Genomic DNA, 15,310 nt, shown 5'->3' with positions numbered 1-15,310 from the left:
TGCTCAACACAGGTCGAGGCTTTGTGCCAGTTTGATAAAGGCCAGCGTCGCGGGTGATGCCTGGCGTCGATCGAGTACCGCCAGGCCGACCTGGCGCGCCACCGTCGGTGACAGCGGTTTTTTCACATAGCGGCTGTCTGATTGATGGGGCAATGAACCTTCGGCGACTACCGTCACCCCGTCGCCACGAGCGACGACATCCAGGGTGCTCATCAGCTGCGAGCAGCGATAACGGATGTTGGGCGTCAGTCGGGCCGCGGTGAACAGGCGGGAAACCAGCTCCGAAGAACCGGCCTCGGTCAGCACAAACGGCACGTCGCACAAGTCCTTCAGGCTCAGGCTGTCGTGAACCGTCAGCGGGTGGTCGGCGGGCAGTAGCGCGACCATCTGGTCTTCGATCAGCGCGACCGTGTCGAAGCGCTCCTCGGGCAACACCACAAAGCCGATGTCGATCCGTCGCTCCTCCAGCCACTGCAGCACCTGGCGGTCTGGGCCTTCGTCGATATGCACTTCTATGCCGGGATGGGCGGCGCGGTACTGCTGCAGAATCAACGGCAACAATTTGATCGACGAAGTCGGCCCGAACGAGCCGATACGCAGCGTGCCGCGTTTCATGCCCCGCGCATCGGCCGCTTCCTGGCGCAGGGTGTTGGCCAGGCCCAGCATCGCGCGGGCGCGCAGCAGCAATTGCTGGCCAATATCGCTTGGCTCGACCCGGGTTTGATGCCGGCGCAACAACTCGACCCCCAGTTCTTGCTCCAAAGACTTCAAGGCATGGGACACCGCCGATTGGGAAATGCCCAGGCGATTGGCCGCTGGCGTGAAGCCGTGGAGTTCGGCCACGAGGGAGAAAATCTCCAATTGAGTGAGGGTCATGAGTGTTTACTCATTTTACGATGATTTGCTATTAGTCGAATGATAGATCATCTCTCCGCTATCCGACCCTGGAATCTTATGACGATCTGTGAGCAAAACCTGTCAAAACCCTCGGATCTGCCGGTCTGTCTGAAACTGGCGAGCGTCAGCATGGTATGGGGCGGCACCTTCGTTGCCGGACGCTTTCTGGCCGACGGCCTCAGCCCGCTGTTGGCTGCCAGCCTGCGGTTTTTACTGGCCAGCGTGGCATTGCTGCTGTTTGTACGCATCGCGCGGGTACCGCTGCTCCGGCCCAGCGCCCGGCAATGGCTGCAATTGGTCTTGCTTGGCTTTTTCGGGATCTTCTTCTACAACCTGTGCTTCTTCTATGGCCTGCATTACATCAACGCTTCACGGGCATCCTTGATCGTGGCACTGAACCCGGCCGTGATCGGCCTGGCTTCCTGGCTACTGTTCAAGGAGCGTTTGAGCCGGGCAAAAGTCACCGGTATAGCGATCTGCATAGCGGGCGCGAGCATGGTGATCGTCAGTCGCAACCCGCAATTATTGGCCGCTGGTACCGATGCCTGGCTCGGCGATCTGCTGATTTTCGGCTGCGTGCTCGGGTGGGGTGTCTACTCGCTGTGCTCCAGAGAGCTGAACCAGACCCTGGGACCGGTGCAAACGGTGACCTGGTCGATTCTGTTGGGCACCGTCATGCTCTGGATGACCTGCATCGTCCGTGGCGAGGTGAGTGTCACTGCGATCGCCCAACTGGATGCCCGGCAATGGTTGAGCCTTTTGTACCTCGGCGTGCTGGGGTCGGCGCTGGCGTACATTGGCTACTACGATGGCATCCGCACAATCGGTGCGACGCGATCCGGGGTGTTCATTGCCTTGAACCCGTTGACCGCGGTGATCCTGGGGGCGCTGTTGCTCGATGAGCCGTTGACGCTGGCCATGTGCCTGGGTGGCGGGCTGATACTGGCGGGGATTTTCCTCTGCAACAAACCCCTTGCGCGGGTAAGGAAAAAGGGGATTTGATACAGAAGGCGGACAAATCGATTTACGCTGTGTAGAATCAGGTTACGCATACAATAATAATCGTCTTCTGGCAGCAGAAGCCTCGCCCGCAAGAGCCTTGGGTCGATAATGAAGATATTCGGGTTTCAACTGATCTACGGTGATTTTCTCGCCCGCAGCGTGCGGGGCATCTCCTGCGCGCCACCCAGCGGTCTCAGCATTGTTTACAACTAACCTTAGTTAATTGATAAAAAATGATGAGGCGCCAACAATGGCAGATTTATACGAAAACCCAATGGGCCTGATGGGCTTTGAATTCATCGAGCTCGCATCGCCGACCCCGAACACCCTGGAGCCGATCTTCGAGATCATGGGCTTCACCAAGGTGGCGACCCACCGCTCCAAGGACGTGCACCTGTATCGTCAGGGCGCGATCAACCTGATCCTCAACAACGAACCCCACAGCGTCGCCTCGTACTTTGCGGCCGAGCACGGCCCGTCGGTGTGCGGCATGGCGTTCCGCGTCAAGGACTCGCAGAAAGCCTACAAGCGCGCCCTGGAACTCGGCGCCCAGCCGATCCATATCGAAACCGGCCCGATGGAGCTGAACCTGCCGGCGATCAAAGGCATTGGCGGCGCGCCGCTGTACCTGATCGACCGTTTCGGTGAAGGCAGTTCGATCTATGACATCGACTTCGTGTTCATCGAAGGCGTTGACCGCCACCCGGTCGGTGCCGGCCTGAAGATCATCGATCACCTGACCCATAACGTGTATCGCGGTCGCATGGCCTACTGGGCCAACTTCTACGAGAAGCTGTTCAACTTCCGCGAAATCCGCTACTTCGACATCAAGGGCGAATACACCGGCCTGACCTCCAAGGCCATGACCGCACCTGATGGCATGATCCGCATCCCGTTGAACGAAGAATCGTCCAAGGGCGCCGGGCAGATCGAAGAGTTCCTGATGCAGTTCAACGGCGAGGGCATCCAGCACGTTGCCTTCCTGTCCGATGACCTGCTCAAGACCTGGGATCACCTGAAGAGCATCGGTATGCGCTTCATGACCGCACCACCGGACACCTACTACGAAATGCTCGAAGGCCGTTTGCCGAACCACGGCGAGCCGGTGGACCAACTGCAGGCGCGTGGCATCTTGCTGGACGGTTCGTCCGAGTCGGGCGACAAGCGTCTGCTGTTGCAGATCTTCTCGGAAACCCTGATGGGGCCGGTGTTCTTCGAGTTCATCCAGCGCAAGGGTGACGACGGTTTCGGCGAAGGCAACTTCAAGGCGCTGTTCGAATCCATCGAGCGTGACCAGGTTCGTCGTGGCGTGTTGTCCACGGACTGACCGGGTTTTCTGGATCAAAAGATCGCAGCCTTCGGCAGCTCCTACATGGGAAAACGTACACCCTGTAAGAGCTGCCGAAGGCTGCGATCTTTTGCTTTAAGGCCTGCGCTGTCGCACCAAATGCTTGAACCCTTCAAACACCAGCACCAGCACCGCCATCCAGATCGGGATATAGGTCAGCCATTCGCCGGCCTTGATACTCTCTCCCAGCAGCAGCGCCACGCCCAGCAGCAACACCGGTTCGACGTAGCTCAACAAACCGAACAGGCTGAACGGCAGCAGGCGACTGGCAATGATGTAGACCACCAGCGCTGAAGCGCTGATCACGCCGAGCAACGGGATCAACAGTGACAACCATGGGTGCTGGTCAAACACGCCAAAACCCTGTGCACCGCTCTGAACGAACCAGAAGGCCACGGGCAGCGTCAACGCCATGTCCAGCCACAAGCCGCCGAGGTTGTCCGCTGCCAGCCGTTTGCGAAGAACGAAGTAAGTCGGATAACCAATGCAGACCAGCAAGGTCGCCCAGGAAAAACCACCGACCTGATACACCTCGTTGACCACGCCCAGGCAGGCGAACACCACGGCGACCTTTTGCAGGTACGACAGGCGTTCGCCATAGGCGATCCGCCCGGTCAACACCATGGTCAGCGGCAGCAGGAAATAACCCAGGGATACATCCAGGCTGTAACCGTTCAGCGGCGCCCACATGAACAGCCACAATTGCACGCCGAGCAGGGCAGAGGAGGCGATCAGCGCGCCAATCAGCTTCGGATCGGCTTTGGCGCGCCGCCCGATCTCCAGCACGCGCTTCCACTCGCCGGACACCACCATGAACACGGTCATGCACGGCACAGTCAGCAGCATGCGCCAACCGAAGATTTCCACGCCGCTCAAGGGGGTGAGCAGCGACGTGTAGTAATACATGACGGCAAACAGCACCGAGGCTGAAACCGATAGAGCGATACCTTTAGACAAGCTGTCCTCGCGAGGTTGAAGGTGAAACGGGGGTGCGGAGGATACGTGGTTTTCGAGCCGAATATTGACCAATCAATCAACACAGTCCAATTGTGGGAGCGGCGGTGCGACGATTCGACTTGCTCGCGAAAGCGGTTTTCCAGCCAACATCAATGTTGAATGTTAAGCAGCCTTCGCGAGCAAGCCCGCTCCCACATTTTGTCTTGTGTTGTGTCAGCTAATGCGCGGTTTACGCCCGGACACAAAATGGCTCACATCATTGAACCCCGGTGTCGACGCATGCCCCGGTGTCACCAGCGCATCGATGAACGCCTCGTCCTCGACCGTGATCTTCACAGCCTGCGCCTTAGTGTAGGCGTCCCATTGCGCTTCGGTACGCGGCCCGACAATCGCCGAGGTCACGGCGCTGTTGTTCAGCACCCAGGCAATCGCGAACTCGACGATGCCGACGCCGCGCTCCTGGGTGTATTGCTGGATCTGCTGGACGATGCGCAGGGATTCGACGCGCCATTCAGTCTCAAGGATGCGTTTGTCCTGGCGACCGGCACGGCTGTTGGCGTCCGGTTCCACATCCGGCGCGTATTTTCCGCTGAGCACTCCGCGCGCCAGCGGGCTGTAGGGCACCACGCCCAGACCATAGTTTTGCGCCGCCGTGATCTGCTCGGTTTCAGCCTGACGGTTGACGATGTTGTACAGCGGCTGGCTGATCACCGGCCGGTCAACGCCGAGCTTGTCAGCCACGCGAATCACTTCGGCGATGCGCCAGCCACGATAATTGGACAGGCCCCAATAGCGGATCTTGCCCTGGCGAATCAAGTCGCCGATGGCCGACACCGTGACGTCCAGCGGCGTGTTGTGGTCTTCACGGTGCAGGTAGTAGATGTCGAGGTAGTCGGTGCCCAGGCGCGCCAGGCTGGCGTCGATACCGTTGAACAGATGCTTGCGGCTCAGACCGCTGCGGTTGGGAACACCGTCCACGGGACCGAAACCGACCTTGGTGGCCAGCACCCATTCATGACGGCGGCTGGCGATGGCCTCGCCGACGATTTCCTCGGAACGGCCGTTGGTGTAGACGTCGGCGGTGTCGATGAAATTGATGCCCTGGTCCCAGGCCTTGTCGATGATCCGCAGGGAGTCTTCGGTACTGGTCTGTTCGCCGAACATCATCGTGCCCAGGGTCAGCGTAGACACCTGCAGACCCGAGTGACCCAGTGTGCGATAGCTCATGAGCAAATCCTTTTACCGGTGGGAAAGGCTCAATCAGATACCAGAAAATCCGGGTGTGGCAAATGAAAAGATCGCAGCCTTCGGCAGCTCCTACAGGGTTTATCACAATCCATGTAGGAGCTGCCGAAGGCTGCGATCTTTTGATCTTCTATCCCTAAACTCGCAGCGTACGAGTCATGCGCAATGCCAGCAGACTGCCGCAGACAATCACCCCCGCCAGCAGGTAGAGCGCCGCATCGGTCGAACCAGTGCTGTCCTTGACCCAACCCACCAGATACGGGCTGAGGAAGCCGGCCATCTGGCCCATCGAGTTGATAAGCGCCAGGCCACCGGCGGCAGCGCCGGCACTGAGCAGGGCGGTCGGCACCGGCCAGAACATCGGCAGGCCGGTGAGGGCGCCCATGGTGGCGATGGTCAGGCCGAGAATCGCGATGGCCGGGTTGGCGGCGAAGTTCACCGCGATCAGCAGCCCCAGCGCGCCCATCAGCATCGGCACCACCAGATGCCAGCGACGTTCTTTGCGCAGGTCCGCCGAACGGCCGACGAGCAGCATGAACACTGCCGCCAGCAGGTACGGAATCGCACTGAGCCAGCCGATCACCAGGTTATCGCTGAAACCCAGGTTCTTGATGATCGATGGCAGCCAGAAGTTGATCGCGTACACGCCGCTCTGGATGCAGAAGTAGATCAGGCCGAAGGCCCAGATCGCCGGGTTCTTGAACACCGCCAGCAGCGAATCCGTCGTGGTTTTCGGTTTGTTGGCCAGGTCTTCAGCGTGGTCGGCTTCCAGGACCGAACGCTCGAACGGGGTCAGCCATTTCGCATTGGCGTAACTGTCACTGAGCAGGAAGTAAGCCAGTGCGCCAAGGATCACGGTCGGAATGCCTTGCAGCAGGAACATCCACTGCCAGCCGGCGAGACCGCCCTGGCCGGCGGCGAAGTGGTTGAGAATCCAGCCGGAGAAAGGGCTGCCGAGCAGGCCGGAGACCGGGATCGCCGACATGAACAGCGCCATGATGCGGCCACGGCGGAAGGTCGGGAACCACTGCGAGAGATACAGCACCACGCCCGGGAAGAACCCGGCTTCGGCGGCGCCGGTGAACAGGCGCAGGGTATAGAACTCGGTGGGCGTGGTGACGAACAGCAGGCAGGTCGACAGCGTGCCCCAGGTGATCATCATCAGCGCGATCCAGCGCCGCGGGCCGAATCGGGTCAAGGCCAGGTTGCTGGGTACGCCGCACAGCACGTAACCGATAAAGAAGATGCCGGCGCCCAGGCCGTACACGGTTTCGCTGAACTTCAGCGCGTCGAGCATCTGCAGTTTGGCAAATCCAACGTTGACCCGGTCGAGGTAGTTGAACAGGTAGCAGATGAAAATGAAGGGGATCAAACGCAGGGTGATGCGCTTGTAGACGGCGTTTTTGTCGTCAGCGATGGCCTCGGACGCTACGGCGCTCTGTGTCATGGCGGCTCTCTCTTTATTATGATTTTTTGCGATGCAAAGGGTAACGTTGATCGCCCGGAGAGTCTCGACCACCCTCAGGGTGGCTGTCTTTGTGCCTGAGCACAGGGTTTGCAACCAAGGCCTGTGCGGGTGAACAACCCGTTCCATCACCGTCTTCAAGGATCACTTGCATGTTCGAACTCGATCACGACCTGGCCCAGGACATCGTCGACCGGGCGATGGCCATTCTGCCGTACAACGTCAACGTCATGGACAGCCAGGGCCTGATCCTGGGCAGCGGCGAACCGGAGCGGGTCAACACCCGGCATGAAGGCGCGCAACTGGTCCTGGCCAACGGCCGCGTGGTGGAGATCGATGCGCAGACGGCGATTCATCTCAAGGGCGTGCAGCCGGGCATCAACCTGCCGCTGTTGCTCGATCAGCGCCTGATCGGCGTATTGGGTATCACCGGCGAACCCGAGCAACTGCACACCTATGCCGAACTGGTGCGCATGACCGCCGAGATGCTGGTAGGCCAGCGCAACCAGCAGGCCGAACAGCAATGGCGGCGCCAGCGCTGCGATGACCTGCTGGCGCTGCTGCTCAGCGAGGCCGGGGATTCTCCGCGGCTGATCGATGAAGCGCAGCAGTTGGGCCTCAAGCCGCAAATGACCCGGGTGCCGTACCTGTTCGAACTGGGTCTGGAGCACGCTGCGGGGCAAACCGTCGAGGCACTGAGTGCCTGGTTGACCACCCGCCACCCGGACAGTTGGTGCGTCAGTTCGGCCAAAACCTCGTTGCTCTGGTGCCGGCCGGCCAGTCAGTCGGTCGAGAACGAGCGCTTGCTGGACAAGCTTGACGGCCTCGGCTGGAACATCCTGCGCATTGCCGTCGGTGGGCAAGCCGATGGGCTGGCGGGGTTGCGTCGCTGTTATCGCCGGGTCGGTGACTTGCTGGCCTACGGGCGCGAAGTGTTGCCGCGCTCCCGGTTGTTGACGCTGAACCGCTATCGGTTGCCGGTGATGCTCTGGCGCCACCGCAACGACGACGCCCTCGACGAATTGCTCAACCCGCTGCGCAAGGTCATTGCCAAGGACAGCAATGGTCAGTTGCTGGCAACCCTGCGCAGTTGGTGTGAACACGACGGCCAGAGCCAGGCCTGCGCCGATGCGCTGGGCATCCATCGCAACAGCCTGCGTTATCGCATGGAGCGGATTGCCGAGCTCAGCGGCGTCGACCCGCTGCGACTCGATGGGATGCTCGCGTTGTACCTCGGCGTCCAGCTCCTCCCGCAAACCGAAGCAGGCCCCCTGTAGGAGCTGCCGCAGGCTGCGATCTTTTGATTGTAAAAAGCAAGATCAAAAGATCGCAGCCTGCGGCAGCTCCTACGGGGTCGGTGTGAATACCGGTTTGTGGAAATGAACAATAATCCTCTTTGCCGCTTGTGCAGCGGACCGGCGTTATTGTTCATGGCGGCTGGCAGCATGTGGGCATTGGAACTGGAGAATTCCCATGAAAATCGTGATCGCCCCCGACTCGTTCAAGGACAGCCTCAGCGCTCAAGGCGTAGCCGATGCCATTGCCTTGGGATTGGCGCAGGTCTGGCCTGATGCCCAACTGATCAAATGCCCGATGGCCGACGGCGGGGAAGGGACTGTCGAGTCGATACTGGCCGCGTGCGAAGGCGAACTGCGTCGCACCCTGGTTCGCGGGCCGCTGGGGGCCATGGTGGATGCCGCCTGGGGCTGGTTGCCGCAGAGCCACACCGCAATCATCGAAATGGCCGAGGCCAGCGGTTTGCAGTTGGTCCCGGTGGCGCAGCGCGACGCGTGCATCAGCAGTACTTTCGGCACCGGGCAATTGATCCGTGCCGCACTGGATGCCGGTGCACAACGGGTGATCCTGGCGATTGGCGGCAGCGCGACCAACGACGGCGGCGCCGGTGCCATGCAGGCCTTGGGCGTGAAATTGCTGGACGCTCAAGGTCAGACGCTGTCACCGGGCGGCCTCGCCCTTGCGCAATTGGCCCGCGTGGACCTGAGCGATATCGATCCGCGTCTGGCGCAGGTACGCTTCGACATCGCCGCTGACGTCAATAACCCCCTGTGCGGCCCCCACGGCGCCTCGGCGATTTTCGGCCCGCAAAAAGGAGCCTCGCCGGTGCAGGTCGAACAACTGGACCGGGCGCTGGGACACTTTGCCGACCATTGCGCGGCCGCTTTGAGCAACGACGTTCGCGACGAACCGGGGAGTGGCGCGGCGGGTGGCCTGGGGTTTGCCGCCAAGGCGTTCCTGGGCGCGCAGTTCAAGGCCGGGGTCGAGGTGGTCGGCGAGCTGGTGGGCCTGGCGGAGGCGGTTGCAGGCGCCGACCTGGTGATCACCGGCGAAGGGCGTTTCGATGCGCAAACCCTGCGCGGCAAGACGCCATTCGGTGTAGCGCGTGTCGCCGGGCAGCACGGCGTGCCGGTCATCGTCATCGCCGGCACGCTGGGCGAGGGGTATCAGGCGCTTTACGAGCACGGCATCGACGCTGCGTTTGCTCTGGCAAGCGGGCCGATGACCCTGGAGCAGGCCTGCGCCGAGGCGCCGCGCTTGCTGCGTGAGCGGGCGACCGACATCGCGCGTGTCTGGCGGATGGCCGTCCGCTGCGACTGAGGTTTTTTCTGTGGCGAGGGAGCTTGCTCCCGTTGGGCTGCGCAGCGGCCCCATTCAATGGCGGTTGCTGCGCAACCGAGCGGGAGCAAGCTCCCTCGCCACAAAAGCGCCGATGGCAGTTTTGAGGGTGGATTTGAACGCCATGCTGGCGCGTTGCGTGATTTGAGATAGGGTTGAGGCTTGGAGCACCCGCGCGACTGGAGAACGACATGCGCTACTCAGCCTTGACCCAACGAATCGCCGGTGACGGAGCGGCGGCCTGGCAGATTCACGATCGAGCGCTGCACTTGCGCGAACAGGGCGTCGACGTCCTGCTGTTGTCCATCGGCGACCCCGACTTCGATACGCCGCAACCCATTGTCCAGGCCGCCATCGCCAGCCTGTTGGCCGGTGATACGCACTATCCTGAAGTGCGCGGCAGTCGAGGGCTGCGCGACAGCATTGCCCGCCGGCATCGGCAACGCAGCGGCCAGGTGGTGGATGGCGAACATGTGATCGTCTTTCCGGGGGCGCAGTGCGCGGTGTATTCGGTGGCGCAGTGCCTGCTCGACCCGGGCGATGAAGTGATTGTCGCCGAGCCGATGTACGTGACCTATGAAGGTGTGATCGGCGCGTGTGCGGCCACCGTGGTCCCGGTGCCCGTGCGCCCGCAGAACGGGTTTCGCGTCGACCCGCTGGATGTCGCGGCGCGGATCACGCCCAAGACACGCGCCATACTGCTCAACAGTCCGAACAATCCATCCGGCGCCAGTTTGCCACTGGCCATCTGGCAAGAGCTGGCGGCGCTGTGCATTCGTCACGATTTGTGGCTGATCAGCGATGAGGTCTACAGTGATCTGCTGTTCGAAGGCCAGCACATCAGTCCGGCGAGTCTGCCGGGCATGGCCGAGCGCACCGCGACGATCAACAGCCTGTCCAAGTCCCACGCCATGAGCGGTTGGCGGGTGGGCTGGGTGATCGGGCCCAAACCCATGGCGGGTCACCTGGTCAATTTGTCGCTGAGCATGCTGTTCGGCATTCCGGATTTCGTGCAGAACGCTGCGCAGTTGGCACTGGACCGGGACCTGCCGGAAGTGGCCTCGATGCGTGAAGAGTATCGCCAGCGCCGCGACCTGGTGTGTGCAAGCCTTGGGCAATGCCCGGGACTCAAGCCGATACGCCCGGACGGCGGAATGTTCGTGATGGTCGATGTGCGCCAGACCGGGTTGTCGGCCCAGCGCTTCGCCGAGCGACTGCTGGAAGGTTATGGCGTGTCGGTGCTGGCCGGTGAAGCTTTCGGGCCGAGTGCGGCGGGGCATATCCGCATCGGGCTGGTGGTGGATCAGATGAAGCTGGCTGATGCCTGCCGGCGGATTGCTTTGTGTGCAACAGATTTGCTGGAGGTGCGGCGGGCCTGAAGGATTTGTGTTGCCTGTGCCGGCCTCTTCGCGAGCAAGCCCGCTCCCACCCTGATGTGGGAGCGGGTTTGCTCGCGAAGGCTGCCTGACAGGCGCCGAATACCTCAGCCCTTCCACGCTCGAGCGTTAACCAGATTGGCCGGCCGCTCACCGGCCAGCGCCGCCAACAGGTTGTCCACCGCGCACCTGGCCATGGCCTCCCGTGTTTCATGGGTGGCCGAGCCGATGTGGGGGGTCGCCACCACGTTGTTCAACTGCAGCAATGGCGAGCTCTGATTCAAGGGTTCGCGGTCGAACACATCCAGCCCCGCCGCGCGAATTTGGCCCGTGCGCAAGGCTTCGATCAGCGCCGTTTCGTCCACCACTTTGCCCCGTGAAATATTGATGAAGATGGTCTCGGCACGCATCAGGGCGAACTGATCTGCGCCGATCAGCCCTTGGGTTTCAGCGGTCAGCGGTAACGTCAGGCAAACGAAATCGGCCTGTTGCAACAGTTCCGGCAGGCTTCGATAGTGCGCATTGAAGCGCTGTTCCACGGCCGGTTTCGGTGACTGGCTGTGGTAGATCACGGGCATGCCAAACCCGCAGTGTCCGCGCTGCGCGAGGGCCTCGCCAATACGACCCATGCCGATGATGCCCAGGGTTTTGCCGTGCACGTCGCTGCCGAAATGCGCAGGGCCGATGTTGCGGTTCCATTGGCCGGCGCGAACCAGATTCGCCAGTTCCACCACCCGCCGGGCAGTCGCCAGGATCAGCGCAAAACCCGTGTCGGCGGTGGTTTCGGTGAGCACATCCGGCGTGTTGCTCAGCAGGATTCGCCGTTCGGTGAGGTAGTCGATGTCGTAGTTGTCGACGCCCACCGAAACGCTGGCAATGGCTTGAAGGTCGGGCGCCAGGTCGAGCAGTTCGGCGTCCAGCTTCAGGCTGGCCCCGAGCAAACCGTGAGCGCGGGGCAGGGCATCGCGCAGTTTGGCCAGGCCCTCTGCATCAAGGTTTTCGATCAGCGTCACTTCGGCCTGGTCGTGCAGGCGAGCCATCAATAGCGGCGAGAGTTTCTTGTAGAGGACGACCTGCTTTTTCATCTTCGAGATCTCGATTTCAGTTCAGGAATGTGCCGTGGCGGCGCGCGTTAACGTGGCCGAGGGCCGCTCCCGGTCGCTGGCGCCGGGCTTGAGGAAAATCGTCAGTACCACCGAGAACATCAACGCGCCGCTCATCAACAGGTACGACGCACCCGGCGAACCGGTGGAGCTGTTCAGGTAACCGACCAGATAAGAACCGCCAAACGAGCCGAGGGCACCCATGCTGTTGATCAGCGCCATGGCGCCGCCCGCGACATTGGCCGGGAGGATCTCCGGGATGATCGCGAAGAAGGGGCCGTAAGGCGCGTACATGCAGGCGCCGGCAATCACCAGCAGGGTGTAGGACCACCAGAAGTGTTCGGCACCCAGGGCGTAGGAGCCATAGAAGGCGATCGAGGCAATCAGCAGTGGCGGCCAGACGAAACGTTTACGCTTTTGCAGTTTGTCCGAACCCCAGGACACCAGCAGCATGCCGATCACCGCCGCCAGGTACGGCAGCGCCGACAGCCAGCCGGCCTGGACCATGTCCATCTGCGCGCCGGCCTTGAGGATCGACGGCAGCCACAGCACGAAGCCGTACACGCCAATGCTCCAGCAGAAGAACTGCAGGGCCAGGATGATCACTTTGGGAGAACGGAAGGCTTCGGCGTAGTTCTTCACGGCCTTGATGCCGACCTGTTCGGCGGCCAGGGCGCTTTCCAGATTCTGCTTTTCCTGATCGTTGAGCCACTTGGCCTGTGACGGACGATCATCGGCCAGGCGCCACCAGATGAATGCCCACAACACTGCCGGCAATCCCTCGACGATGAACATCCAGCGCCAGCTGTAGTGCTGCACCAGGTAGCCCGAGACCACTGACATCCAGAGCATGGTCACCGGGTTGCCGAGGATCAGGAAGGTGTTGGCCCGCGAACGTTCGGCGCGGGTGAACCAGTGGCACAGGTAGATCAGCATCGCCGGCATCACGGCCGCTTCGACCACGCCGAGCATGAAGCGAATGACGATCAGCCAGTAGGCATTGGAGACAATCCCGGTCAAGGTCGCCAGGCTGCCCCAGAGAATCAGGCTGACGAAAATCAGCTTCTTCACGCTGTGTTTCTGCGCGTAGATCGCGCCGGGTACCTGGAAGAAAAAGTAGCCGAGGAAGAACAGCGCGCCGAGCATCGACGACAGGCCTGGTGTGATCATCAAGTCCGCCGCCATGCCGGACGCGGCGGCGAACCCATAGTTGGCGCGATCCAGATACGCCAGGCTGTAGGTGATGAACACGATGGGCATGATGTACCACCAGCGGCGGGTGGCGAGCGTTGCGGTTTTCATGAGTGGTGCTCCTGAGCTTGTTGTTTTTGTCGCAGCAGGTAACGGTTTAAATCTTCAGTGACTGTGCTGGCCTATTCGCGAGCAGGCTCGCTCCCACAGGGGATTTACGTTGAAACACGGTCCAATGTGGGAGCGAGCCTGCTCGCGAAGGCGGCCTCGAATTCGCTGACCATTTCTGATCTGCTGGGCAACCCCTCCATATCCCCCCGGCTCTGCACCGCCCGGCTGCCAATCCAGTTGGCGCGTTGCACGGCCTCGGCAAAGCTCTGGTTTTCCAGCAGTGCACTGATCATGCCGACGGCAAAACCATCGCCGGCGCCCACCGTATCGACCACCGTGGCCACCGGCACGCCAGCCACGAAACCTTGATCCAGATGGGTGCGGTAGTAAGCACCGTGCGGCCCAAGCTTGATCGCCACGGCTTCGGCGCCCTGGTCGAGGTAGAACGCGGCGATGTCGGCCGGGTCTTCGAAACCGCTCAGCAAGCGACCTTCGCTCAAGCCCGGCAGCACCCAATGGGCGAGGGCGGCGAGGCGGTTGATCCCGGTGATCATTTGTCGCTCGCTGGCCCACAGGCTCGGGCGCAGGTTCGGATCGAAGGACACGCTGCGCCCGGCCTCGCGCATGCGGGTCATCAACTCGAACGACATCTGCCGCGCCGACTCCGACAGCGCCGGAGGAATGCCGGTGGCGTGCAGGTGTCGGGCCTTGAGCAACTCGGGCACGATCGAGTGCGGCGACAGGTGACTGGCCGCCGAACCACGGCGGAAGTACTCGACCACCGGATCGCTGCCATCGTCGGTGCGGGACTTGAGTTGAAAACCGGTCGGGTGAGCGGCGTCGATGTCGACGTGGCGGCAATCCAGGCCTTCTTTTTCCAGGGTGTCGACCACGAACCGGCCCAACGAGTCTGCACCGACCCGGCTCAACCACGCCACGTTGAAGCCAAGCCGGGACAAACCGATCGCCACATTGCTGTCAGCCCCGGCAATGCGTTTGTGGAAAGCGCCAACGCTGGCCAGGTCGCCAGCCTGCTCGGCGACGAACATTGCCATGGTCTCGCCGAAGGACAGAATATCGATCTCAGACATGAGCACTCTCCCGTTGCGACTGGCCGAGGCGGGCGAGGGCCGCTACGTGTTCGCGGGTCAGTTGCACCAGGTCATCGCCTTGCAGCGGATATTCCGCGGCCCGCATGACACCTTGGGCCATGTGCTGCAGCAGCTGTTCCCACTGTTGCAAGTCGCTGGCGGTCGGCGGGATGGCGACCAGCTTGTCGTCAGCGCGACGCGTTACCGCTTTGCAGTGCACATAGCCGACGTGGCGCCCGAGAAGCCGCGCGGCGCTGGCGGCGGACTGGTCCTGCCAGTGCCAGTTGCCGATGTCGAAGGTCATTTTGATCGGCAAGTGGTGTTGCTCGACCTCAGCGAAAAAGCGCTGGAAGGGTTCGATGCGTCCGCCGTGCAGGGTCTGGTCGTTTTCCACCAGCAACTGCACTGGGCTGGCGTCCAGCAGCCGGGCGAGGGCGTGCAGGTCGCAGTTGTCAGTGAAATAGCCCAGCGACACTTTGAGCCATTTGGCACCGAACGCCTCGGCGCGTTGCAGGACGGTGATCAGTTCTGGATTAGGCCTGGACTGACCGGCCAACCAGAGTTCCATTGGCGACGAATACACGCTCTCCAAGCCTTCCGCCTGAGTGGCATTGGCCAGTTGAGTGGGGTCCTCAACGGTCAGCAATTCCTCGCGCCATTCGATGCGCGTGGCGCCGGCGGCGGCCAGTACTTCGATAAAACTGCCTTGGCCGCGCTGGCGCACCAGGTCGGCGCCGTAGCTGGAGAGGCTGATGGAAACGGCGGGTTTGTTCATTGTTGTTTTACCTCTGAAACCGGTTTCATTTTTGTTCAAAAAAATAGTGGGTGTTTCTGATGGCCTCTTCGCGAGCAAGCCCGCTCCCACAGGGGAATGCATTCCAAATGTGGGA

13 protein-coding genes are annotated in these 15,310 nt (G+C 61.6%); 5 read left to right on the top strand and 8 right to left on the bottom strand.

Annotation, left to right across the window (positions count from 1 at the left end; genetic code table 11):
- Positions 1–3: 3 nt before the first annotated feature.
- Complete coding sequence (locus KW846_RS07330) at positions 4–876, bottom strand: LysR family transcriptional regulator (protein WP_218481799.1); 873 nt, start codon at positions 874–876, stop codon at positions 4–6.
- Between the two features lie 78 nt (positions 877–954).
- Here KW846_RS07330 and KW846_RS07325 point away from each other — a divergent pair, with 78 nt between their 5' ends.
- Both KW846_RS07325 and hppD read left to right on the top strand, forming a co-directional pair.
- The gene (locus tag KW846_RS07325; RefSeq protein ID WP_218481797.1) at positions 955–1,899 is read left to right on the top strand and encodes a DMT family transporter; all 945 of its coding nucleotides are present in this window, start codon (positions 955–957) and stop codon (positions 1,897–1,899) included.
- 250 nt (positions 1,900–2,149) lie between these two features.
- Positions 2,150–3,226 (top strand): 4-hydroxyphenylpyruvate dioxygenase, encoded by a 1,077-nt coding sequence (gene hppD / locus KW846_RS07320; RefSeq protein WP_218481796.1) that lies wholly within the window; start codon positions 2,150–2,152, stop codon positions 3,224–3,226.
- 96 nt (positions 3,227–3,322) lie between these two features.
- Here the strand turns inward: hppD and rarD are convergent, their stop codons facing one another.
- The 3 genes from rarD to KW846_RS07305 form a co-directional block, all read right to left on the bottom strand.
- Positions 3,323–4,204: an EamA family transporter RarD gene (gene rarD / locus KW846_RS07315; RefSeq protein ID WP_218481795.1), complete on the bottom strand. Its 882-nt coding sequence runs from the start codon at positions 4,202–4,204 to the stop codon at positions 3,323–3,325.
- Between the two features lie 213 nt (positions 4,205–4,417).
- Positions 4,418–5,431 (bottom strand): aldo/keto reductase, encoded by a 1,014-nt coding sequence (locus KW846_RS07310; protein WP_218481794.1) that lies wholly within the window; start codon positions 5,429–5,431, stop codon positions 4,418–4,420.
- Positions 5,432–5,585: 154 nt separating this feature from the next.
- A complete protein-coding gene (locus KW846_RS07305; RefSeq protein ID WP_218481793.1) occupies positions 5,586–6,896 on the bottom strand; it encodes an MFS transporter in 1,311 nt (436 codons plus the stop codon).
- A 170-nt stretch (positions 6,897–7,066) separates the two neighbouring features.
- Between KW846_RS07305 and KW846_RS07300 the strand changes: the two genes are divergently transcribed.
- The 3 genes from KW846_RS07300 to KW846_RS07290 all read left to right on the top strand — a co-directional run bounded on the left by KW846_RS07300 (position 7,067) and on the right by KW846_RS07290 (position 10,927).
- Entirely contained in the window at positions 7,067–8,191 is a 1,125-nt protein-coding gene (locus KW846_RS07300; protein ID WP_218481792.1) for a sugar diacid recognition domain-containing protein, read from the top strand.
- 196 nt (positions 8,192–8,387) lie between these two features.
- Complete coding sequence (locus tag KW846_RS07295; protein ID WP_218481791.1) at positions 8,388–9,530, top strand: glycerate kinase; 1,143 nt, start codon at positions 8,388–8,390, stop codon at positions 9,528–9,530.
- 209 nt (positions 9,531–9,739) lie between these two features.
- Positions 9,740–10,927, top strand: coding sequence for a pyridoxal phosphate-dependent aminotransferase (locus KW846_RS07290; RefSeq protein WP_007970956.1), 1,188 nt, complete (start codon positions 9,740–9,742; stop codon positions 10,925–10,927).
- A 104-nt stretch (positions 10,928–11,031) separates the two neighbouring features.
- Here KW846_RS07290 and KW846_RS07285 read toward each other — a convergent pair whose 3' ends face one another.
- From KW846_RS07285 to KW846_RS07270, 4 genes are all read right to left on the bottom strand, one after another.
- Positions 11,032–12,009: a D-glycerate dehydrogenase gene (locus KW846_RS07285; RefSeq protein WP_218481790.1), complete on the bottom strand. Its 978-nt coding sequence runs from the start codon at positions 12,007–12,009 to the stop codon at positions 11,032–11,034.
- 21 nt (positions 12,010–12,030) lie between these two features.
- On the bottom strand, positions 12,031–13,329 hold the full coding sequence (locus KW846_RS07280) for an MFS transporter (protein WP_218481789.1): 1,299 nt from the start codon (positions 13,327–13,329) through the stop codon (positions 12,031–12,033).
- Positions 13,330–13,433: 104 nt separating this feature from the next.
- Complete coding sequence (locus KW846_RS07275; RefSeq protein WP_218481787.1) at positions 13,434–14,420, bottom strand: sugar kinase; 987 nt, start codon at positions 14,418–14,420, stop codon at positions 13,434–13,436.
- On the bottom strand, positions 14,413–15,195 hold the full coding sequence (locus KW846_RS07270; protein ID WP_218481786.1) for a sugar phosphate isomerase/epimerase: 783 nt from the start codon (positions 15,193–15,195) through the stop codon (positions 14,413–14,415). Before KW846_RS07270 ends, KW846_RS07275 begins: the two co-directional genes overlap by 8 nt.
- Positions 15,196–15,310: the final 115 nt, after the last annotated feature.

This window comes from Pseudomonas sp. PDM32, assembly GCF_019219225.1.
Classification (GTDB): domain Bacteria; phylum Pseudomonadota; class Gammaproteobacteria; order Pseudomonadales; family Pseudomonadaceae; genus Aquipseudomonas; species Aquipseudomonas laurylsulfatiphila.
This window is presented reverse-complemented; position numbering and strand designations above follow the sequence as displayed.